The organism is Ectobacillus soli, assembly GCF_042610425.1.
Taxonomy (GTDB): Bacteria; Bacillota; Bacilli; order Bacillales; family Bacillaceae_G; genus Ectobacillus.
This window is the reverse complement of sequence record NZ_JBGJZM010000001.1, coordinates 1,687,735-1,710,154: the sequence shown is the minus strand read 5'-3', so window position 1 is coordinate 1,710,154 and position 22,420 is coordinate 1,687,735. Positions and strand designations below refer to the sequence as shown.

Annotated in this window: 17 protein-coding genes, 1 tRNA gene and 1 pseudogene; 16 read left to right on the top strand and 3 right to left on the bottom strand. The window is 36.3% G+C overall.

All coding sequences use genetic code 11. The features are described from left to right. Positions 1–110 precede the first annotated feature (110 nt). The 4 genes from ACAN53_RS08875 to ACAN53_RS08860 all read left to right on the top strand — a co-directional run bounded on the left by ACAN53_RS08875 (position 111) and on the right by ACAN53_RS08860 (position 6,277). Positions 111–2,549, top strand: a complete 2,439-nt coding sequence (locus tag ACAN53_RS08875) for a DEAD/DEAH box helicase family protein (protein WP_379969108.1) — start codon at positions 111–113, stop codon at positions 2,547–2,549. A gap of 814 nt (positions 2,550–3,363) precedes the next feature. Beyond that, positions 3,364–3,558: a hypothetical protein gene (locus tag ACAN53_RS08870; protein WP_379969106.1), complete on the top strand. Its 195-nt coding sequence runs from the start codon at positions 3,364–3,366 to the stop codon at positions 3,556–3,558. 865 nt (positions 3,559–4,423) lie between these two features. Further along, positions 4,424–4,756: a hypothetical protein gene (locus tag ACAN53_RS08865; protein WP_379969104.1), complete on the top strand. Its 333-nt coding sequence runs from the start codon at positions 4,424–4,426 to the stop codon at positions 4,754–4,756. Between the two features lie 420 nt (positions 4,757–5,176). Then, positions 5,177–6,277: a site-specific integrase gene (locus tag ACAN53_RS08860; RefSeq protein WP_379969102.1), complete on the top strand. Its 1,101-nt coding sequence runs from the start codon at positions 5,177–5,179 to the stop codon at positions 6,275–6,277. A gap of 116 nt (positions 6,278–6,393) precedes the next feature. On the opposite strand, the gene ACAN53_RS08855 is transcribed toward ACAN53_RS08860, so the two are convergent. Further along, positions 6,394–6,471, bottom strand: a tRNA-Val gene (locus ACAN53_RS08855). Positions 6,472–6,696: 225 nt separating this feature from the next. Here ACAN53_RS08855 and ACAN53_RS08850 point away from each other — a divergent pair. The 5 genes from ACAN53_RS08850 (at position 6,697) to ACAN53_RS08830 (ending at position 10,718) form a co-directional block, all read left to right on the top strand. Next, positions 6,697–7,872, top strand: coding sequence for a D-alanyl-D-alanine carboxypeptidase family protein (locus ACAN53_RS08850; RefSeq protein ID WP_379970295.1), 1,176 nt, complete (start codon positions 6,697–6,699; stop codon positions 7,870–7,872). Positions 7,873–8,082: 210 nt separating this feature from the next. Beyond that, the gene (locus ACAN53_RS08845) at positions 8,083–8,742 is read left to right on the top strand and encodes a DUF4047 domain-containing protein (RefSeq protein ID WP_379969100.1); all 660 of its coding nucleotides are present in this window, start codon (positions 8,083–8,085) and stop codon (positions 8,740–8,742) included. 46 nt (positions 8,743–8,788) lie between these two features. Next, positions 8,789–9,358 carry a signal peptidase I SipW gene (gene sipW / locus ACAN53_RS08840; RefSeq protein ID WP_379969098.1) on the top strand — a complete coding sequence of 190 codons (570 nt, stop codon included), beginning with the start codon at positions 8,789–8,791 and terminating at the stop codon, positions 9,356–9,358. A gap of 46 nt (positions 9,359–9,404) precedes the next feature. After that, the gene (locus tag ACAN53_RS08835) at positions 9,405–10,007 is read left to right on the top strand and encodes a TasA family protein (RefSeq protein ID WP_379969096.1); all 603 of its coding nucleotides are present in this window, start codon (positions 9,405–9,407) and stop codon (positions 10,005–10,007) included. Positions 10,008–10,070: 63 nt separating this feature from the next. Beyond that, positions 10,071–10,718 (top strand): LPXTG cell wall anchor domain-containing protein, encoded by a 648-nt coding sequence (locus ACAN53_RS08830; RefSeq protein WP_379969094.1) that lies wholly within the window; start codon positions 10,071–10,073, stop codon positions 10,716–10,718. Between the two features lie 54 nt (positions 10,719–10,772). Here ACAN53_RS08830 and ACAN53_RS08825 read toward each other — a convergent pair whose 3' ends face one another. After that, entirely contained in the window at positions 10,773–11,102 is a 330-nt protein-coding gene (locus tag ACAN53_RS08825) for a helix-turn-helix domain-containing protein (RefSeq protein WP_379969092.1), read from the bottom strand. 428 nt (positions 11,103–11,530) lie between these two features. On the opposite strand from ACAN53_RS08825, the gene ACAN53_RS08820 reads away from it, so the two are divergent. From ACAN53_RS08820 to ACAN53_RS08805, 4 genes are all read left to right on the top strand, one after another. After that, entirely contained in the window at positions 11,531–13,915 is a 2,385-nt protein-coding gene (locus tag ACAN53_RS08820; RefSeq protein WP_379969090.1) for an immune inhibitor A domain-containing protein, read from the top strand. A gap of 373 nt (positions 13,916–14,288) precedes the next feature. After that, entirely contained in the window at positions 14,289–15,656 is a 1,368-nt protein-coding gene (locus tag ACAN53_RS08815; protein WP_379969088.1) for an aldehyde dehydrogenase, read from the top strand. Positions 15,657–15,792: 136 nt separating this feature from the next. Continuing rightward, positions 15,793–16,236 (top strand): histidinol dehydrogenase, encoded by a 444-nt coding sequence (locus ACAN53_RS08810; protein WP_379969086.1) that lies wholly within the window; start codon positions 15,793–15,795, stop codon positions 16,234–16,236. A 97-nt stretch (positions 16,237–16,333) separates the two neighbouring features. After that, positions 16,334–16,942 carry a DUF6944 family repetitive protein gene (locus ACAN53_RS08805; protein ID WP_379969084.1) on the top strand — a complete coding sequence of 203 codons (609 nt, stop codon included), beginning with the start codon at positions 16,334–16,336 and terminating at the stop codon, positions 16,940–16,942. A 27-nt stretch (positions 16,943–16,969) separates the two neighbouring features. Here the strand turns inward: ACAN53_RS08805 and ACAN53_RS08800 are convergent, their stop codons facing one another. Next, positions 16,970–17,587 carry a YitT family protein gene (locus ACAN53_RS08800; protein WP_379969082.1) on the bottom strand — a complete coding sequence of 206 codons (618 nt, stop codon included), beginning with the start codon at positions 17,585–17,587 and terminating at the stop codon, positions 16,970–16,972. A 721-nt stretch (positions 17,588–18,308) separates the two neighbouring features. Here ACAN53_RS08800 and adhE point away from each other — a divergent pair. The 3 genes and pseudogenes from adhE (at position 18,309) to ACAN53_RS08785 (ending at position 22,384) form a co-directional block, all read left to right on the top strand. Continuing rightward, positions 18,309–20,912: a bifunctional acetaldehyde-CoA/alcohol dehydrogenase gene (gene adhE, locus ACAN53_RS08795; RefSeq protein ID WP_379969080.1), complete on the top strand. Its 2,604-nt coding sequence runs from the start codon at positions 18,309–18,311 to the stop codon at positions 20,910–20,912. Between the two features lie 203 nt (positions 20,913–21,115). Then, positions 21,116–21,453 (top strand): annotated as a pseudogene (locus tag ACAN53_RS08790) (YmaF family protein). A 34-nt stretch (positions 21,454–21,487) separates the two neighbouring features. Then, positions 21,488–22,384 carry a DUF2935 domain-containing protein gene (locus ACAN53_RS08785; protein ID WP_379969078.1) on the top strand — a complete coding sequence of 299 codons (897 nt, stop codon included), beginning with the start codon at positions 21,488–21,490 and terminating at the stop codon, positions 22,382–22,384. Positions 22,385–22,420: the final 36 nt, after the last annotated feature.

Genomic DNA, 22,420 nt, shown 5'->3' with positions numbered 1-22,420 from the left:
TAGAGGAATAGGCCTCATCGTATTGGTTTAGTAATAATTAGTAATCGTACAATATAATCATAAATTAAATGTGATCATCAATGGTCACGAAAGGAGTCTATTCATCTTAAATGGTCAAACAATTTTCAGTTACAGTAACCCGAGAAAAAATAAATCAATTTGAAACTGCAGTGCAAGATTGTGGGATACATCCTTCTCATAAGATATGTGGAGAAAACGAGACTCAGTATATATTCACAGCATATACAACCGTAACAGATGAAAGAGCATGTTTTCTTATGGGGGAAACGCTTATATACTTGTATCCAATGGCTGAAGCTACTACTCCAGAAAGTACATCGATTCAACAAGTTTTAAATGAAGAAGCTACCATTACTGCTTATGAACTTATAAAAGCTTATGTAGGCAAAATCATTACTGAGGATAAATCAAATAAAGTTTCCCATAAAATAAAATCATACTGCCAAGACATGGGATTAAACATTCTCAATCACCGTCCATGGATAACCTTTCAAGAAAATAATATGTTTGGCGGAATTTTGACAAGCTCTATTAATACTGAAAACAATTTAATAGAGCCTACCTCAAATAAGCCACCTATACACATTAGTTTTTCAATATCAGAAGATGAGTTTAAAAATCATGAAAATTGCTTTACTTCTAAAGGTAAACGTAAAGCTAACAAATTTAAATCTATTATGTATAATGTTAAACCTTCACGAGGAAATCGTAACATTAACATGAATGAAGTTGCAGCTAATTGCCATTTGTTTAGAACTTACACAAATGGTAGTCAGATAATTAATGGATATGAGTTTTTTGTTTTGCAATCTGCATTGTCACAAGTGGACTCAGGTAAATCAATGCATAATAAGATTTTGAATGTTTCTGGACTATCTGATGTACAGAAACATGCTTTGAGTTATCAGTTTGACATGATTCGATTATCCAATGTGGGTACAGTCAAATGTAAAGATGATACCTTCAGTTTTATTTGTCCATTTTTCAATGAGTGTCGTCATAATGTTCATATGCTTCAGCAGGCTGGAGCAAAACGTGGAGAAGTACGTTACATTGGCGACTATACTCCTAGAAAAGAAGTTGCTGATGCATTTCAGGAATATACTGATGTATTAAAGAACGCATATCAAGCTGATGATAAAATGATTCATGTTCTTAAAGCACCAACAGGTATTGGGAAAACAGAAGCAATGCTAAGTTTAAACTTAGATAATGTTGCTATTGCCTTACCTACTCACGAATTATGTAGAGAGGTGTATCATAGATTAAAAGACGCAGGACATGATTTCCTTCTGATGCCTGAAAGACCAATGTTGCCCTCAGATTTAGAAGATCAATTTATGGCACTACAGAGAGTTGGATTATACAAGAAAGCCAATCGGATTTTTTTTAAATATAGCAACCAGCTAAATAAAAAACAGAAGAAACTACTTACCAATGAGGAGCAAAGTTTTCTAAATTATATAAATGCATTAAAGAAAATGAATACAGCAAGTAAAATTATTATTACTCACCAAAGATTATTGAATTTGAAAAACAAAAACATTAAGACTTATATCATTGATGAAGATATATTGTTAACATCTATGTTAAAAACTGTTACCATTAGTGAAACAAATATAAAAGATATTATTATGACTGCTCCATTGAATATAATGGATGGCATTTCGGGTGATTATGATAAAACTATGATTGATACTTTCAGTCAATTTTTATTTCTGCCAGTAGATTGTTTCTACACAAAAAAGGAATATTTTGATCGTAAATTGCTAGAAGAGTACATTTTTAGTAATAAGGAGCATATTCAGGATAATGTTTTAGATTTTTTACAAAGCAATTATTATTTGTCTACACAAAATCGGGACAGGGAAACATTTATTCATACAGTTAAATTGCAACCCTTGGATGCAATAAAACAAAAAACGATTATAGTTATGTCAGCAACTGTTAATAGATTTATGTATCAAAAAGTCTTTAAAGAACGATTAAATTTTATTGATATTGGTCAAACGGTTACTAAGGGGAGGATTCTCTGGCATTCCGATAAATCATTTTCTCGCTCACAGTTTATAAAACACATTAATTTTAAGGAGATTTGTGATTCTATAGGAAGGACGAATGTAATTACCTACAAAAGGTATAAGAATCAATTAAGTAAAGAAGGACTTAATGTAGTGGCGACTTTTGGTGCAACAGCAGGATTAGATAAATATAAGGGTGAAGACTTAGTAGTTATAGGTTCTCCGTATACCTATCGAGAAGTTTATCTCTTAATAGCAAAAGAACTTGGAATTGAAGTTACAGATGATGATATAAAGAATGAGAATTATGTATTTTGCCCTGTTAATCGAAATGGTTATGACTTTTCCTGTGTTACCTTCAAACAAAATAAACATTTGCAAGAAGTTCAGTTTGCATTCATTGAATCAGAACTAATGCAGGCAGTAGGAAGAGCTAGAATTCTTCGTTATGATTGTACAGTAAAATTATATTCTAAAATTCCTGTACCAGGTGCCCTTTTAGCATAAAGGGTAAATAGTTTATTCAACAGAATCAATTTCACAACTCAAAGCCCTTATGTACCAATGGTTTTGAAGACACGAAAAGGAGTACCTCCCTAGATTGTAAGACAACTAGATGGTGCGTTCAAAAAGTTAGTTATCATCTAAAGTTTAATTTCAAGTATAATCTATTTTCATAGAAAATATTATCTATATTCTATTTTCTAAGAAAGTATTTTATATCTTCTAAGAAAATATTATCTATTTTCTTAGAAAATCTCTTATTTTAAATAATCTTCAATGTATATTTATTTCAAGTTATTAAATAAATAGGGATAGAAGTTTCTAACAGATAAGAAATTCAGTAAATTTGTTTCAATTACCAAACTCCATTAAAATTCCTCAGATTTCTTAATTGCCAGGAAATATTGCCTATATACGAAAAATCATAAAAAATTTTTTTGAGAGGTAAGTGCCTTTGGTAGTAGTAAGGATAATGGAGTTTTGTGCCCCTACCCCTTCAGAAAAACTAACGTGTATGTATAAAAGTTAAAATAAAGATGCATAAATACAAGAAAATAAATACTGTTAGGATAAAAGGAGTTTTTTTTAAAATGCAAAGTACTGTAAACAATACATTTATTGTAAAATAGGGTAAATAGAGTTTAGCAGTTACATTATTGCAGTTATCTATAAACAATACTAGGTTTTATTGAATTATAGTTATAACCTGCAATGAAGGAGAGATGAACTTTTGATAAAGAGTGGGCGAAAAGTAAAGACATTATCTGGTTGTTGTGTTAGATGTCGTAAACATAAAGGATATGGTTTATGAAGAAGGTTGCACATTAAACGTGACAACAAAGGAATCTATCTTACAGGTAAGGAAGCAGCGGAAATTAATCAAAGATTAGCTTCACAATTAGATTATCTTGATGAATTTTTGAAACATGCAACGCCATTACCAGTTGATGAAAACGGTAGTATTATATTAGATCCAAATAATCCTGCTCACAGAGATTGGATGGAGGACTAGGTTTATAAAATACGGTCTTTGAATGGTGGATGAAGATTAGTCATACACTACCTTTGCCCCTCTTGTGAGCAGTTATATAGCTGCTCACCTTTCTTTTTGGAGAGGCATAACAGGTAATAATGTTCATAGGCTTTATTTGTGAATATTTTCACAAATAATAGGAAGGTTCTTGTTCCTTCGCAATGATTGGACAGCATGTATGAGTTGTACGTAGCAAGTTGTAATGAACATTATGTTGGTATCACTTTGCAATTTGATTGTATGTGATGTGAATGTAATCTCTATCAACTACGTTACCCCACCGATGAATAGGCTCTTAGGTTTTTATGGTTGTTGGTTTACTGTTTTGTGTCCTATTTAGAAAAGGGCAGACTACCCCCTTTGCATGTTACTAACACTCTGTATGTAAATTGGATTCTCACATGGTGTGTGTGATGTGTTGGCTCACACTGTGATGTGATGTTGGTTCCTACATGAATGTGAATGATCCGTCTTGCATGTGATGTTGGTTCCTACATGTACATGTTAGTACGCGTCATTTCTTACACGTTAATGTTTTGTTTTTGTAAGAACTTGAACTTTCATGTGTGTGTTTGAACTGCCATGTTTTTGAACTTACATGAAAAGTAGCTCTCATATATATTAATTACCTCTTTTTTGGCCCTTTTTCCAACCCTGCTTTTTCAACTTTACAAAACCTTTACATTCTGTTCAATTTTTGTCCACAATTTGTCCGTTATTTAGCAGTAATAGATTATCATGGGAGCATTTTTTGACAATTTGTGGGTTTGCTCCGCAAATATGTCAGTGAAAAGTACATGCCAATCATGTGCTTTATCATGCTTTTTTTCGGAGGATGAAATAAATGTTTAAACTTACAAATTCTAGTATTTTCTTTGCTGATTATGATGGAAAAGGGGACATGTCTCAAGTGTATGTTCAAGTAAAAGAATCTCTTGGACATAATCGTTTTTCTTTATTTTTACAAGAAGCGAGCATCATTCCTTATTCTTTCAACAATGAGTATTATTATCAATATGTTTATCAGATTGTTGCTGATAATAAGCTTGCAGGTTCCATTGTTAGGACTGAAAACAGTGTTTGCATTTCTTTTTATAAAAATCATTTATGTGAATTGGACTTTACTCCATCTTTGGTGAAAGTTACAGATAAAAGAGAATCAGTTATGGCTTCTTAATACAGTTTTGACCGTCAATGGGATCTTTTCCTAGTCAGAAGGTTACAACCATATTATTGATTTGGTAATTTTATAGTCTAATCAAGTAACAAAAGGTAAGTTGTAAGTATTTATAATAATTTAGACAAATGAAAAATAAAGAAATCTTAATATACTAGAGTATATAGTGAAAAATCTAAGGTGAAGTTTAAATGCTCACTATAGACTAGATTAAGCAAAAGGAGATTGCTAAATATGAAGGATAGCCGGAAATGATATCTTGGGATATTTTTGATAACATAAGGTTATTAAAGGTGTCAAATACACGGCCGTATAAATATTGACTTTGATGTAGTAGGGTCTATACGATATATATAAGTAAACACTGCTTCATCTCACCTTTTATCACATGAAAAAAATTTGTTAAAAGGAGAGACTCTTATGTCTGGTTCTGTAAAAAAGGAAGGTAGTAGCTGGTATTATGTATTTAGTTATTATGATGAAATTGGGAAACGTCATCAGAAAAAGCAACGTGGTTTTAAAACAAAGAAAGAAGCATCAAAATGTTTGGTACAAGCCTTAAACGCTTTAAATAATCAAAATTATGTTGAACCTTCTAATTTGGTGTACAAAGATTTCTTAAAAGATTGGTTTACAACGAAGAAGAATAATTTAGGCTTACAAACATCAAATTTGTATGAACACGTTTTAAATAATCGAATCATTCCTGGATTAGGCAACATTAAACTAAATAGACTTAAGACTATTGATATTCAAAAATTTATCAATAACTTGAAAGAGGAAGGTTTAGCAAGTGCCACTGTTAAAAAGGTTTTTAATATTATTCGGAATTCTTTAGAATATGCTGTTGATTTTAATTTAGTTCAAATGAATGTGGCTAAGAAAGTAAAGCTTCCAAAAATTGAACAAAAAGAAATGTCAATATGGGATGCTGATCAAGCAAACCTTTTTTTGAAGGTGGCTGAAGAAGACGTAAATTATATAGCATTTTATTTAGCCATATCTACAGGAATGCGACAAGGTGAGATTCTTGGTCTGCGTTGGAAAGATATTGATTTGGAAAAGGGTTATCTGTATGTGAGACAAACACTAAGCCATGATGGTAAGACTTTTCTATCAGGGGCTAAAACAAAGGCAAGTATCCGTACGATAGGACTGTCAGACAAGACTATAGAAACACTTAAAGTACACAAACAATATACTGACAAGGTAAGACAGGAGTGTTCTTCTTATCAAGAAATGGACTTAGTAGTTTGTACACAAATGGGTACGCCATTAAATCCAGCTAATTTAAGAAGAACATATAACCGATTGATAGAGAAAGCAGAATTGCCTAAAATACGGTTTCATGATTTACGGCATACGCATGCAACATTACTCTTGTCGGAAGGAATTAATGTTAAAGTGATATCGGAGCGGTTGGGTCATAGTAATATTAAAATCACACTGGACACATATTCGCATGTGTTACCAATCATGCAAGAAGAAGTGATGAAAAAAATTGATGCAATCATCAAATAATCTTACTGTGACCAAAGTGTGACCAAGACTGTAAAAGGCGTCAAAATGAAGAAGGGCTTCTCAATTATTAAATAATTGAAAAGCCTAGTGGAATAACGTTTTTATGCGTTTTATGTTGGATGACCCCGACTGGTCTCGAACCAGCGACCTCCACCCTGTCAAGGTGGCGCTCTCCCTGCTGAGCTACAGGATCAGGGAGAAATATAGTAACACTATACAGAAGCATGAAGAAATTGTCAATTGAATCTTGTATGTTATTTTTTTATACATTGTGATATATTAAAAAAGGAATTTAAGCGGATGGTATTTTAAAATAATGCGGAAGTTTTTTGTTTATTAAGGGGAATTTACAATACATCTAGATAGAGAGATAACACACAAGGGAGAATAAGATGAAACGGAGAATTGCGCTAGTCTTGATGGCTTTGCTGCTATTTGGTGTGTCTTCTGTTTATGCTGAAGAACAGCCACATGTTGTTGGGGAATTTGCTGTTTCCATGGATGCGAAATCGGGTGATGTTTTGTATGACAAGCAGGCACATCACCGTGCTTATCCGGCTAGTATTACGAAGGTGCTTACGGCTATTTTGATGATGGAGCATATGAAGCCGGGGGAGAGGATTACATTTTCGCAAAAGGCGTTAGGGCAGGAAAAGAGTAATTATCAGGTTGATTTTCATGTGGGTGATTCCGTTGACCGGGATACCGCGCTTACGATTATGATGGTGCTTAGTGCAAATGATATGGCGTATGCAATTGCGGAGCATATTTCAGGTAGTGCGGAAGACTTCTCTAGTTTAATGAATGAAAAGGCAAACGAACTCGGTGCGAAGGATAGTCACTTTGTAACGCCAAATGGATTGCATGATCCGAATCACTATACATCGCCCTATGATATGGCGCTTATTGCGCGTGAGGCTAGTAAATATCCAGAAATTATGAAAGCGATGAATACGAAGAGAACGACGGTTACGACATCGCGTCAGACAATTTCTATTTTAAATAAAGCTAAATATTTTGATAATCCAAATGTTATTGCTGGGAAAACTGGATTTACGAATGAAGCGCATAATACACTTGTGCAGATAAATGAAAAGAATGGAAATCGCATTATTAATGTTGTGATGAGCTCTCGAAATCCGGAAGTGTATGAGGATGCGAAGGCAATCACAAATGATGTGTTCCCGCTTTTTGAGAAGCAGCATATTGTAGATAAAACCCAGTGGTCACAGAAGACGGATTTATTAGGTCAGTCTATCCCGTTAGAGCTAGAACGAAGCTCAGATCTCGTCTTGAAAAAAGGCGAAGGGAAAAATGTTAATGCTGTGTTTCATCCGCTTCAACTGGATAATGATTCATTATACGAGCATGGCATTGTAAAAGGCCAAATGCTTGGCCAGGTTGATCTGATAAAAAATGGACAAGTCATCGATTCAATTCATGTGCTGTCCAAGGAAAGTGCAACCTTTCAAAAGCCACCTACTCAAATGATGATGCAGGGCGTTATACCTATAGGGATAGGGTTACTTGCGCTCGTATTAATTGGTAGTGTTGGGGTTAGAATGAGAAAACGAAAACAAAATATTTCTGCATAATAGTAGGGGCTATGTCAATTGAGACATAGTCCCTTTCTACTTCTTAAAATATATAAGAATCGCATTATATATATTGTATAAAAATGGCGAAAAATATAAATTTTACATTTTATACTAAATTATCCTTTTGTTTTACTTATTTTGCCATTATACTATCGTTATAAGTTCTTTAAAAAGAACAATGTATGCAACAGAGAAAGGGGGAGACCTATGGAAAATGCCCCAGTTAAGGTAATGCGAAATGTGTCAGTACTAGCATGTTTATGTTCGTTGTCGTTCTATGTAAGTTCTCAAGTTGTTGGTGAAACAAGGTCATACTTTTCTAGCAAGAAAAGTACAGCTTATGAGATTCATACTGCATTTGTTTTTCCGAAGACGATTGAAAATTTACAACAACAAGCACAGGATGTAACCAACCGGGTTTCCGCTACTTATGAAAGTATTTCAGGCCCGAATGCCGAGTTGTCTCTTAAACTCGCAACAAGTAAGCTAGATGAAGTTTCAAAAAAGTTAGAAGTGATGAAAAAGGATCAAATCTCTTTACAAACGATGAACAAGCAAATGGTGGACTATTATCAGAAAGCACAGCAAGAACCACCGGTTTCAAAGGATGTAACAAGTAAATATCGAAGTATTACAGATTACGTAAATCCTGCTTATACATCATTTGAACAAATGGTTACAAGCGTAGATACCTACATAAAGAATACAGAGAAAATAAAAGCAGATTTAATGAATCTAGTTCAAAATCAACCACCAGGCAATGGAACTCCCAGTGCATTATCTTCAGCTAAGACATCTAGTTTATTACCTCAAACACAGACACCAACCACATCAGGAGCTCAGGTACCATCAAAAACTCAGCCTTAGAATGTAAAGTAACTGAACAAGTAGTACAGATTGGAGATCATTCTACATGAAAAAAACAGTACGTATTGTAAGTAATTTACTCTCCATTTTCTTGTTTTGTTTCATCCTTTTGTTAGCATATTTTTCTATATCATCTAGATTATACGGCGGGGAACCAAAGATGTTTGGTTATGAAATAAAGTCTGTTCTTTCTGGTTCTATGGAACCTGTCTTTCACACTGGTTCTGTTATAGTAATCGAACCTATCAAAAACGGCATGTCATTCAAGCCAGGGGATGTTATTACATTTAAATTGAAGAACGGTCCGCTTGTTACGCATCGCATTGTAGAAACAACTGAAGCAAATGGACAAGCTGTATACAAAACAAAAGGTGATGCGAATCATGCCGCTGATGAAGGAATTGTTTTGCCTCAAAATATTATAGGGAAATATACAGGGTTCACTATACCGTATGTTGGGTATGTTGCGAGCTTTGCTAGCTCAAAGGTGGGATCTGCTCTTTTTCTAATCTCTTCAGGAATTGCTTTGCTGTTGTATGCTTCTATATCAATTATAGGAGGGATTCGCGGCATAAATGCTTCAGCCAATCATTCAGATGAAGGTCATTCTACGTAAGTCTTTTTATGTTAAATAAAAAACCATTAATAGGGGGAAAACGAAAATGGGTATGAAAAAAAAGCTTGGAATGGGTATTACTGCTGCAGCACTGGGACTATCTTTAATTGGGGGCGGCACGGTTGCATACTTTAGTGACAAAGAAGTAACTCAAAATACATTTGCTGCAGGTACGCTTGATTTATCTGTTGATCCGCAAGTAATTGTGAATTTAGATCAGCTTAAGCCAGGTGATGTTGTGGATCGCGGATTTCAACTCATTAATAAAGGTACATTACCAATTCAAAATATTCACTTGCTAACGAACTACAATGTGGTAGATGCAAAAGGGGATAACGGTGAACAAGATTTTGGTGATCATATTAAAGTGAAATTTCTATGGAATCTTGATAAAAATACTACACCTATTTGGGAAACGACTCTTTCAGATTTAAAGAAGGCTACTGAAAATGGACAAGTAACGGATTTAATTGATAAAGGTATTGTTGATTATGAAGGAAAAGGACTGGCACCGCATACAGATGATACGATATTCGTAGAATTCGAATTTGTTGACAATCAGCAGGATCAAAATGTATTTCAAGGTGACCAATTAAACCTCAATTGGACATTTAACGCAACGCAAGAACCTGGAGATTCTAATAAATAAAAATACAAATATGGTACGTACACTACCTTTTTGTAAATATATGATTGTAAGTGAGGGATTGCTATGCGATCACATGTATTCTGGCTCGGATTACTCGCTTATGTATTACTTGTATGCATATCCAATCCAACGAGTAAAGTATTTGCAGCAAATCAGCAGGAAATAGATGTACGACTTACCCCCCAAACCATAAACATGCCAATCAATAATATGAAGCCAGGCGATGAAGTGAATGATGGTTGGGTTATTCATAATGATGGCCGCCAGGGTCTTCAGTATCAAATGGAGACAGAGTTGATTGGTGGGAGTGAGATACTCTATAAAGGACTATATATTACAGTAAGAGATGCAGATAAGGTCATATATACAGGAAAGCTACAGGATTTGAAATATGTAGAAAATCGTCAGCTAGACGTAGGGAAAACAGACCACTTAACCTATACAGTCCTCTTCCCAGCCGAGCTTGGCAATGAATACCAAGGATTACAGGCTACGGTGCAGTTTGTCGTATATGCAACCGAAGCGGCTACTTCAACAAGCGGCAATCATCCTAGTAATTCTACGAACACAAGTTCAATTGTTGACAAAGGATTAAGCGTAATTTCAAAAGCTTTGCCAGATACTGCTACGGGATATAGTAATTTTCTCGTTGTCGGCGGAGTGATCTTGATTGTGGGTTTATTTTTACTTGGCAAAAGAAAACAAGCATAGTGTGTCTGGAAAGAAAACTAAAAAGTAAGAAGAGCGGCCATTTGACTGCTCTTCTTACTTTTGATTAGATTTCCATTTGTTAAATTCTAGGAATTCCTTGAATTGTTCCTTTGATACACCGGATTGCATCGCATCTTGTACAAGCTGCATCCACTCCGTATCTAAGTCTAATTCTGACTTTTCTACGGTTTTATCCTGGATAAGGTGATCAACTTTAACACGGAGCACAACGGCAATCTTCTCTAAAAATTGAATAGATGGATTGTACTGCAAATTTCGTTCAATGGAACTTATGTATGATTTTGCTACACCTGCTCGTTCTGACAGTTCAGTTAATGAAATGCCTCGTTGCTGGCGCAATCGTTTGATACGTTCGCCGATCATAGTTAAACGCACCTTTCTTAAGAAATCCGCTTTATCTTTTAAATTATAACATATTTATTATGCGATTGTTATAGAACCTATGTCTAGATTTTAATTGTTTTCAATGCATTATAAATATATTTATTATTGATGCAGTATATTTTCTATTTTGTGAAGAGACCATCTTGTTTGGTTTTGGGCTATTCATGGCAATAGAAACGTTATAAACTGCGTATTTAACAAATACGAATATTCTCCGTTTTTATTATTACTACTATAAGTAACGGCATAATTGGATTGAAAGTTTAGCCAAGTTGCTTATGATTAATTAATTTTATAAAAATCCCATTAAAAATATTACAAATTTCCGAAATGTGTTGAAAAAATATGTAAAATTCTATATTTTCAAAATATTAGAAAAAATATTTTTTTGTGGGAGATGGAGCTATTTGGAGAAAAACAATTTAATTAAAGTTGTTTCTGTAATCACTGCTTTTTCTATTCTTAGTGTGTCGTTTGGTTTTGTGGGAACAGTAAAGGCTGTGGGTAATTCAGGAGTTCCAACTCAATTCTTCAGTAGTCCCATTGACGATCATTTAATTCCTGAGGAACGTCTGATTAAGGCATTAAAGGAACGAGGTGTAATTAGGAAAGATGCATCTTATAACGAATCTGTTAAGGCTGTTAAAGTCTATGTGACAAAAAAACAAGCAGATAAACCAGGTAAGGATAGTCTATCGTCTGCTAAACTTACAGATTTTGTGAAAAAAGTAAAGGATGCAAATCAAAGGGTAAAGGAAAAGGCGGCGCAGCCATTAAGTAATGCTTCTCTAACACCAATTGCACCGAAAGCGAAGGACGGCTTTATTCCGACATCTTCAGCGCAGCAAGCGTCCTATAACGGACCTGTACGGACGGATAAAGTACTTGTTATATTAGCTGAGTTTTCGGATTATAAGCATAACAATATTGTTCAAGAGCCAGGGTATATGTGGACTAATGATTTTAATCAGGAACATTATCAAAGTCTCTTATTCGGAAATCAGCCATTTAAATTACAAGACGGTTCGCAAGTAGAATCGTTTAAGAAATATTATGAAGAGCAATCGGGTGGGAGTTATACAGTAGACGGATATGTAACTCCTTGGGTAACGGTTCCAGGAACAGCAAAGGAATATGGAGACGATAGTCCCTACGGAGGGAATGATAACCAAAGCCCGTTAGGACCTCGTGATTTTGTAAAGGATGCAATAAATGCTGCGGTGGCAAAAGGTGTAGATCTTGCCCAGTATGATCAGCTTGATCCGTATGATGTCGATGGGGATGGAAATACGAATGAGCCAGATGGCGTTATCGATCATTTAATGATTATTCATGCTGGTGTAGGACAAGAAGCAGGGGGCGGAAAGCTAGGGGACGATGCGATTTGGTCTCATCGCTGGAATTTAGACGGTGTCTATCCAGTAGCTAATACAACTGCATCTGTGAAATACTGGGGTGGTAAAATGGCCGCGTATGATTATACGATTGAACCTGAGGACGGTGCAGTTGGTGTATTCGCACATGAATACGGCCATGATCTTGGCTTACCAGATGAATATGATACACAATATACAGGAAACGGTGAACCAGTGCAGTCTTGGTCCATTATGAGCGGAGGTAGCTGGGCAGGATCAATAGCAGGTACGCAATCAACAAGTTTTTCGCCGCAAAATAAAGAATTTTTCCAAAAAACAATTGGAGGAAACTGGGCAAAAATCTTGGAAGTAAACTATAGTGACTTGCCGCGGCAAGGGGTCTTTTCGTTTCTTGATCAAAGTGTAACGAAATCGAAGCGACCAGGTATTGTACGTGTAAACTTACCTGATAAAGAAGTACAGGGGATTCAGCCTGCATTTGGTAAGAAGTATTATTATAGTACAAAGGGTGATAATCTTCATACGATATTGGAAACACCACTTTTTGATTTGACCGGTGCAAAGAGTGCTACCTTCAACTTTAAAACGTTATATGAGGTCGAGACAGATTATGATTATGTTCATATTAATGTGTTAGATGAAAATGGAGGAAAGCTTGAGGAAATTGATACGCTCGGTGATGAAAATGTAAAAAATGGAATGGATACGACTGACGGAAACTGGATTGCTAAGTCGTATAATTTAAGTAAATTTACAGGAAAAAAGGTCAAGCTTCAGTTTGAATATATAACAGACGGTGGTTTAGCACCGAATGGGTTTGCTCTGGATAATCTATCGTTAACGGTAGACGGAAAAACCGTATTTAATGATGATGCGGAAGGCACGCCAGCGGTTACGCTAGATGGATTTGTCTCATCAAGTGGTTTTGAGCTCAAGAAACATTATTATTATCTAGAGTGGAGAAACTATGCAGGTGCTGATGTTGCCTTACAATTTGCACGTGGACCTATATACAATACTGGCCTTGTTGTTTGGTATGCGGATGATAGTTATTTAGATAACTGGACTGGCGTGCATCCGGGTGAAGGATTCATTGGAGTCGTGGATTCCCATCCGCAAGCGATCGTTGGAAGTCTAGATGGTGCACCAACTATAACGAATAGCACTCGCTATCAAATAGCAGATGCGGCGTTTTCTTATGATAGAACTCCGTCTTGGTATGTGAACTCTCCGTCACGTGGTATTTATGATTACAAAGGATTTCCAGGTGTTACTACATTCGATGATAGTAAATCTTATGTAGATCCATTGATTCCAGATGCAGGTCGAAACGTTCCAACCTACGGCTTACAATTCCGAGTAATAGGAGAAGCGAATGACAACTCAGCTGGAGCGGTTTGGATTAAAAAGAAGTAAACGAAAAAGAAAACTGGTAGGAAAGTTCGAGGGCACTGAAAAAGTCATTCAGTGTCCTTTTTTTATAGAGATGATTACTTTGAAGACCGTCTACCTTAATTTACACTCGAAGCGGTAATCAAAACAGGGGATTGAAGACCGTCTACTGTGATTTACACTCGAAGCGGTAATCAAACCAGAGGATTGAAGCCCATCAACCCTGAATTAAACTCGAAGCGGTAATCAAACCAGTAACCTCGGAAAGTTCTACCAGTTTATTTGTATGGTTCGATGTTAAATGGAATCAGTTGACAGGAGGAATGGGTAGTGGCATAGTAAAGATAAAACTATAACGTTCGAAAGTTTAAACTTAAAGACGAAAGGTGTGACCATGATGGATATCTCTTCATTGGTACAAGAGCAGAAGAAATATTTTTACAGTGGGCAAACTCGTGCCCTTCCAATTCGACTTCTTCATTTAGATGCTCTCTATAAAGGGATTCAGAAGTATGAGAAGGAAATTATAGAGGCACTTCAAAAGGATTTACATAAATCTGAGTTTGATTCGTATACAACAGAAATTGGCTATGTATATAAGGAAATTTCGTTTATTAAAAAGCATCTTTCTTCTTGGATGAAACCAAAGAAAACGAAAGGTGCACTTCTAAATTTCGGTTCAAAGGGGAAAATTGTTGCAGAACCGTATGGGGTGACTCTCATTATCGCACCGTGGAATTATCCGTTTCAATTAGCGGTTGCACCGTTGATTGGGGCGATTGCTGCAGGGAATACTGCCATTGTTAAACCTTCGGAATTAACGCCGACCGTATCAGAGGTTATGGCAAAGCTAATAGGGGAAATATTTGAACGACATTACATTACAGTAGTAGAGGGCGACGCTTTGGTAACAACAGAGTTATTAGAGCAGCCTCTTGATTATATATTTTTTACGGGTAGCGTGAATGTTGGAAAAATTATTATGACAGCAGCGGCCAAGCAATTAATTCCAGTTGCTTTGGAGCTCGGGGGGAAAAGTCCAAGTATTGTTCATTATGATGCAAATTTAAAACTAGCCGCTCGGCGAATTGTATGGGGCAAGTTCTTAAATGCAGGACAAACGTGTGTAGCTCCTGATTATTTATATGTTCATCAGGCAGTGAAGGAAGAATTGCTATCCTATATGAAAAAGGAAATCGAATTCATATATAAGGAGCATCCACTTGAAAATGATCAATATACGCATATTGTCAGTGAGCGCCATTTCCGCCGCCTGGCAGGATTTTTAGCTGACGGAACGATTGTCGTCGGAGGAGAGAAAGATGAAAAGCAGCTCGCCATTGCTCCTACTATTCTAGACCACATTTCATGGGAAGATGCCGTTATGCAAGAAGAAATATTTGGTCCCATTCTTCCTGTTCTTTCTTATGAAAATTTAGAGGACGTCATTTCAGTTATTCAAAATCATCCGAAACCGCTCGCCTTGTACGTATTTACGGAAAGCAAAAAGATTCAAGACGAGATTGTTGACCGAATTTCTTATGGCGGCGGTTGTATAAACGACACGGTATATCATTTGTCAAATCCATATTTACCATTTGGAGGAGTTGGTGAAAGTGGAATGGGAGGGTATCACGGAGAACATAGCTTTTATTCTTTCTCTCATCAGAAGAGTGTACTTACTCAAAGTACGAAATTTGATTTTAAATTCCGCTATTATCCGAGTGAAAAAGGGCTGAACCTCATCAAAAAGTTATTAAAGTAAAACCAAAAGGCAACGCGATTTCATGATGAATCGCGTTGCTTTTTCCATTAAACTATATGGAAAACAAATGAATAGTTTACCTATCCTTTTGACAATAGTATGTGGTAAAGAAACTTCTAGAAATGGGTGAGAGATGATGTTTCGCTATTTCAAGTATAAGCTGAATGATACGGTGCAGTTTCATGAAAACGATGGACATATTTATCGAATCGTAGGTTATCGGCTTGAGAAAGGTTTCGAGCCCGAAAGGGAGTGGACGCATATTGTGTATGAATTATTACGTGAATTTGACGGCTATATGTTAGATGCAATGGAGGATGAAATCGTTCGCGTTATTCAAGTAGAGGAAGAATATTATAAAATGACAGATACATTCGGATATAGCTATCCAGCTAAAGTAAAACATGTAAAAAGACCTCCGATTGTCAAAGAAACGAAGGAGGAACAGTTAAACAAATTGCTTGATAGGTATAATGACTACAAATGCCTTGCAGAGCTATTTAACGACAATTGCTATGAGCAAAAAGCAAATTTGTGTATTGAAAAAATGAAAGGAATGCGAAATGACTGTGAAACGTAAACCAAGACTCAGCATTTACTAGAACATGAATTGTAATTACGTTCGAGCATTTTTTGCATATACTGTATATCATCTTGGATCGATCGGCGGCTTGCCTATGAACAATCAAACCAAAGAAATCATTGGCTCGGGCATACAAGCATTGGGGACAGTTACAGCTGCAGTCGGAAGTACACCGATTTTCTTTATAAAAAAAGAAGAGTTACACAACCTAAATATATATGGAAATGTCTTGCAGGCTACAGGAAATGGTCTTCAAGCCGATGCAAAAGAATTACTGTCACTTGGACAATTAGGAAATCAAATTCAAGCGGCTGGAAATAGTACAGTAGTGGCTGGTTTAGTAATAGATTTTGAAAAGGTAACAGAATTAAAGTTACACATCACAGGAAATTGGTTACAAGCATTAGGAGGAGTAGTAGAAGTAGCAGATGCCATTGAAAACGATGTAGGCTTGATACAGTCTTTTATTATAATTGGAAATGGATTACAAGCTATAGGAAATTCGTTGCAGGCTATTGGAGCAATCTATGAACTAGAAACAAAGGATGATAAAACCGGAGTATCACTTATTGTGAAAGGAAGTTGGATTCAAGCGGTAGGTTCAATTATCGCTTTTCTAGGCGCAGCACGAAAGGGTATGAAACAACAGGAAATAGAAAAGAATTTCACTTTTCGTAAGGGACAGAAAAACACAGCGCAATGAATTTGCACTGTGTTTTTACTTACATCTTTATACATATGCTTTTGTAGCAGAATCTTTCTTATGAAATGCCATTACTAAATCCGTCATGTATGCACAAACAGCCACCGATAAAATCGTATAGGCAACATCTGTCCAGTTCATATACAATAATGACAATGCTAAAACGAGCCCGTCAAATAAAAAGTAAACTTTTCCTATCGATAGATGGGAAACTTTACTAAGCAATATGGATAATATATCGTCTCCTCCGGTAGCACCACCGTAACGTAAAATAAGGCCAAGACCAAATCCTACGAGAATCCCTCCTATAATTGCAGCAATAAATAAATGCTGAGATAGGTTGATGACAAACGGTGAATAGCGCTCCATAAGTGCATAGAAGACTGAAAAAGACGAAGCGCCAATAATTGTTTTAACAGCCAATCGCTTACCGATTAACCTTGATCCAAGTATGATTAAGGGAATATCGAGAGAAAGCGTTGTAATAGAAGGTGAGATATGGAAAAACTGTTTTATAAGTAATGCAATTCCAATAAATCCGCCTTCTGTTAGGTTATTTTGCACATGAATGTGATAAAAACCTGCTGATAACACAAATGAGCCAAAAACAATCATTCCTACTTCTCGCCAATTAATCCATTTCATTGTTATTCCTCTTCCGTAGTTAGTTTATTCGAAAACAATTGTTTTCAACTAACTACTCATATATAGAAAGGAGAAATCTCCTCTATGTGTAGTTAGTTGTTCACTAACTACGACGCTATATATAACAGAAGGAATAATTATATTCCAACATACTTTCGCCCACTTTCGTTTTTGCTAGTAGCTAACGACGAATAGCAAGCAGTAACGCTATGTGTAAGACAAATCTTGACGCTTCCAGATGCTCCTTCGAGCAGCCATGGTATCAAAATCCTTTCTTTATTAGATTTACCCGCAATAACGAGTGCCTTGACACTCACTTAATGAAATGAATGTCGTACCACCCACTAGAGAAACACCAAACCCAATTAGGCTTGAAGCGAGAGTTTCTAATGATATATGCTCCTTTTTTTATTTTATCACAGGTTTGAAATGATTGGAAAAAGATTGTGTTAGAATTACTGATTATTTACTTCATCCAAGAAAGATATATACCGAATAATTCACAAAATCGACATGCAATTTATCATAAATGTATCGTATAGTATTGATATAGATATTGTGAAATATTTCACAATTAACTAGTATAAAGTTAAACAACGAATTGGCAAACAATTGCAAGATTATTTTTTGTCTATTAGAGACGTTATATTCATTCATGCTATTGGGACGCATCATGTCACCGAGGGGCACCCAGAGGCCCTAACATAAGGAGGAAGTTCATATGGCTGTAGAAGAAAAAAAGGTAGAGCAGTTACAAGACACATCCACCATGATTGATGAACTCGTAGTAAAAGGTAACCGTGCTCTAGCACAATTTGAAATGTTTACGCAAGAACAAATTGATAAAATCGTGCATGAAATGGCACTTGCAGGTTTAGATCAGCATATGCCTTTGGCAAAGCTGGCACAGGAGGAAACTGGCAGAGGAATTTATGAAGACAAAATAATTAAGAATATATTTGCAACGGAATACATTTGGCATAGCATTAAAAATGATAAAACTGTCGGTGTCATTCATGAAGATCCGTACACGGGTATTACAGAAATTGCAGAACCTGTCGGCGTCATTGCAGGGGTAACACCAGTCACAAATCCAACTTCTACAACTTTATTTAAAGCAATCATTGCGATAAAGACACGAAATCCTATCATTTTCGCTTTTCATCCATCTGCACAAGGCTGTAGTGCAAAAGCAGCTTCCGTTTTATATGAAGCAGCAGTAAAAGCTGGTGCACCAGAGGATTGTATTCAATGGATTGAAAAGCCTTCCATCGATGGAACAAAGCTTCTAATGAATCATCCAGGCGTTGCACTCGTGTTAGCAACAGGCGGAGCAGGAATGGTGAAATCAGCATATAGTACTGGAAAACCAGCATTAGGAGTTGGCCCAGGAAATGTACCTTGTTATATTGAAAAAACAGCGAAAATCAAACGTGCCGTTAACGATGTTATTCTATCTAAATCGTTTGATAATGGTATGATTTGTGCCTCTGAACAGGCTGTTATTATAGATACGGAAATTTATGAAGAAGTAAAGAAAGAAATGATTGCAAATCAATGCTACTTTGTGAGTGATAAAGAAAAGCAGCTTCTTGAAAAACTAGTTATTCGCGAAGATACTTGTGCTGTAAACCCAGATATTGTTGGAAAATCACCAGAATGGATTGCAAAGCTTGCTGGATTTAAAGTTCCAGAAGATACAAAAATCCTAGTTGCTGAAATTGAAGGTGCTGGTGCAGAGTATCCACTTTCTCGTGAAAAATTAAGTCCAGTACTTGCTTGCATTCGTGTAAATAGTACAGAAGAAGGCTTTCATCAATGTGAAAATATGCTATATCTAGGTGGATTAGGCCACTCCGCTGTTATTCATAGCACGAACGAAGAGTTGCAAATACAGTTTGGACTTCGTATGAAGGCTTGCCGTATTATTGTGAATGCCCCGTCTTCTCAAGGCGGCATTGGCGATGTATATAATGGATTTATCCCTTCTTTAACACTAGGATGCGGATCTTACGGTAAAAACTCAGTATCTTCTAACGTAAGTGCTATTCATTTATTAAATATCAAACGTATTGGTACGCGTCAAAATAATATGCAATGGTTTAAACTACCGCCAAAGTTGTTTTTTGAAAAAAATGCAACACAATATTTAGCGAAAATGAAGAAAATTTCTCGTGCTTTCATTGTTACTGATCCTGGCATGGTGAAATTAAATTATGTAGATACAGTTGTTCATTATTTAAATCAAAATGCAAACAATGTTCAAATTGAAATTTTTTCTGATGTAGAACCAGATCCATCTGATGTTACGGTATACAAAGGTGCAGAAATGATGCGCTCTTTCCAGCCAGATGTTATTATCGCACTTGGCGGAGGATCTGCGATGGATGCAGCGAAAGGAATGTGGCTCTTCTATGAGCATCCAGATGTTCAGTTTCACGGCTTAAAGCAAAAGTTTTTAGATATTCGCAAACGTACCTTTAAATATCCTGAAATGGGTGAAAAAGCGCAGTTCGTTGCCATTCCGACAACATCTGGAACAGGATCTGAAGTAACGCCATTTGCCGTTATTACAGATAAGAAGAATAATATCAAATATCCGCTAGCAGATTATGAATTAACACCAGATGTAGCCATTGTGGATCCGCAGTTTGTTATGACGGTTCCTCCACGCATCACGGCGGATACTGGAATGGACGTATTAACCCATGCTATCGAAGCATATGTGTCTGTACTAGCAAATGATTATACAGATGGACTTGCGTTAAAGGCGATTGAGTTAGTTTTTGAATATTTACCAAGAGCGTATAAAGATGGAAGCGACGAAGAAGCACGCGAAAAAATGCATAATGCTTCTGCAATTGCTGGTATGGCGTTTGCTAATGCTTTCCTAGGCATTAATCATAGTCTTGCACATAAGCTTGGACCTGAGTTTCACATTGCACACGGACGTGCGAATGCTATTTTGTTACCGCATGTTATTCGTTATAATGCGAAAAAACCGACTAAGCATGCACTCTTCCCGAAATATGAGCACTTTATCGCTGATGAACGGTATGCGAAAATTGCCCGCTTGCTAGGAATGCCTGCTGCAACGGTAGAAGAAGGGGTAGAAAGCCTTGTGAATGCAATTATTTCACTTGGTAAGGAACTAAATATCCCAATGAGCATTGCCGCTCAAGGCGTAGAACGCACTGTATTCGAAAGTAAAGTAAACAATTTGGCTGAACGTGCCTTTGAAGATCAATGTACAACAGCGAATCCAAAAATGCCACTTGTAAGAGAACTTGCAGACATTTATTGGGTAGCATACGAAGGTGTATAAACTAGTTGTTCCCCTTGCATGCATGAGGTAAAGGATAGATGATTATTTCATAAAAGAAGTTACCCAATGGGTAGCTTCTTTTTGGTTATTAGGTAAGAAGTATAGAAAATCGTAACTTAGATAAACAACTAGCTAGGCATTGCATCGTCAATTCGTGCATATACGTTTAACAGGTTTATTTTTGTCAAAGGGGGTTCTGTGGATTGAATCGGGTAGGAAAAGATGAATTTGTTGCTGGATTTGTTCCGAATCATAACCATGGCTCGGTCGATTATACATCTGTGGAATCAGATCATGTACATCAATGCTTGGATGTAACATCGCCTCCTATTCCAACGCAAGAAGGAGGACATATACACTATACAGAAGGTTATGTTGTTTTTGAGAATTCTCATACTCATTCTTATAAAGCTTATTCGGGACCTGCTATACCTGTTGGCAATGGCATGCATGTTCATTATTACGATTTTTATACGACTGAAGACAATGGGCATAGACATCGGATTAGGGTGTAGATCATCCTGCTCCGGGAAATAAATGAGCTATAAAAACAGCAATAGAAAGGGGAGAGGTTTTTGACTATCGAGCAACCGATTCCTGGGCATTTTGTTATGGATAAAGAACGAGGAATGCTTCTGCCTCCAGAATTAAAGGCAGCACCTACTGAATCCTTAACAGAACGATTATTTATCGAACGATCATTAACGGAAAATCGATTTTGGCTACGAATTATGAAAGAACATGCTCTTTTTCTAGGTGAGGGCTTTAATCGCAATGACAAAGCGTTAATTCAACAAGTAGACCAGTTTTATCATTATTTTGATCAGCAATTACAAAAAGCACACTCTGTTCCTGAAACCGTGCAAGCAGTGAGGCAATTAAATGAAGAAAGCATTCAGTTAGTTTATGGATTCCGAAATTTTAAGCGAAATCTACTCCTCTTAATCATTAATTGTAAAATTAGTGGATTTAATTTTCCGTTGTTAGTAGATCATGTGGCGAGGGAAGCAGAATACTTTTTGCGGTCACTACAGAAGTTTAATGAAGGTAAGATGGATCCGATTCAAGATGCGATTATCAATGAGAATGTGTTTTGGCTACGCATCATGATGGAACATTCACGATTCATTGCTTCTTTGCTTGATCAATCGGAACGTAACTTAGTTAAAACAGCTTTAAAATTTGGAGATGATTTTGAGGTTTTGCTTTGTCAGGCACGGGATGTTGAATCGATGCTGTACAAGAAAGAACCGACGTATCCGATTATTGGTAAAATGAATAAAGATAGTGAAAATGCCACAGTGGAATTGAGAAATTTTAAAAAGGCAGGATTGGAACTGATTAAATCATGTCAAATCAAAAATGTCATCAATCCATTATTAGCCGATCATGTAACAAGAGAGGCGGAGCATTTCCTTTTCATGATTCATGTTTTGGAAGAGCGGCTTAAACAAAAGCAGCAATCTACGTAAAAAATAGGTAGTTTGATGTATGGTTCATGCATAACC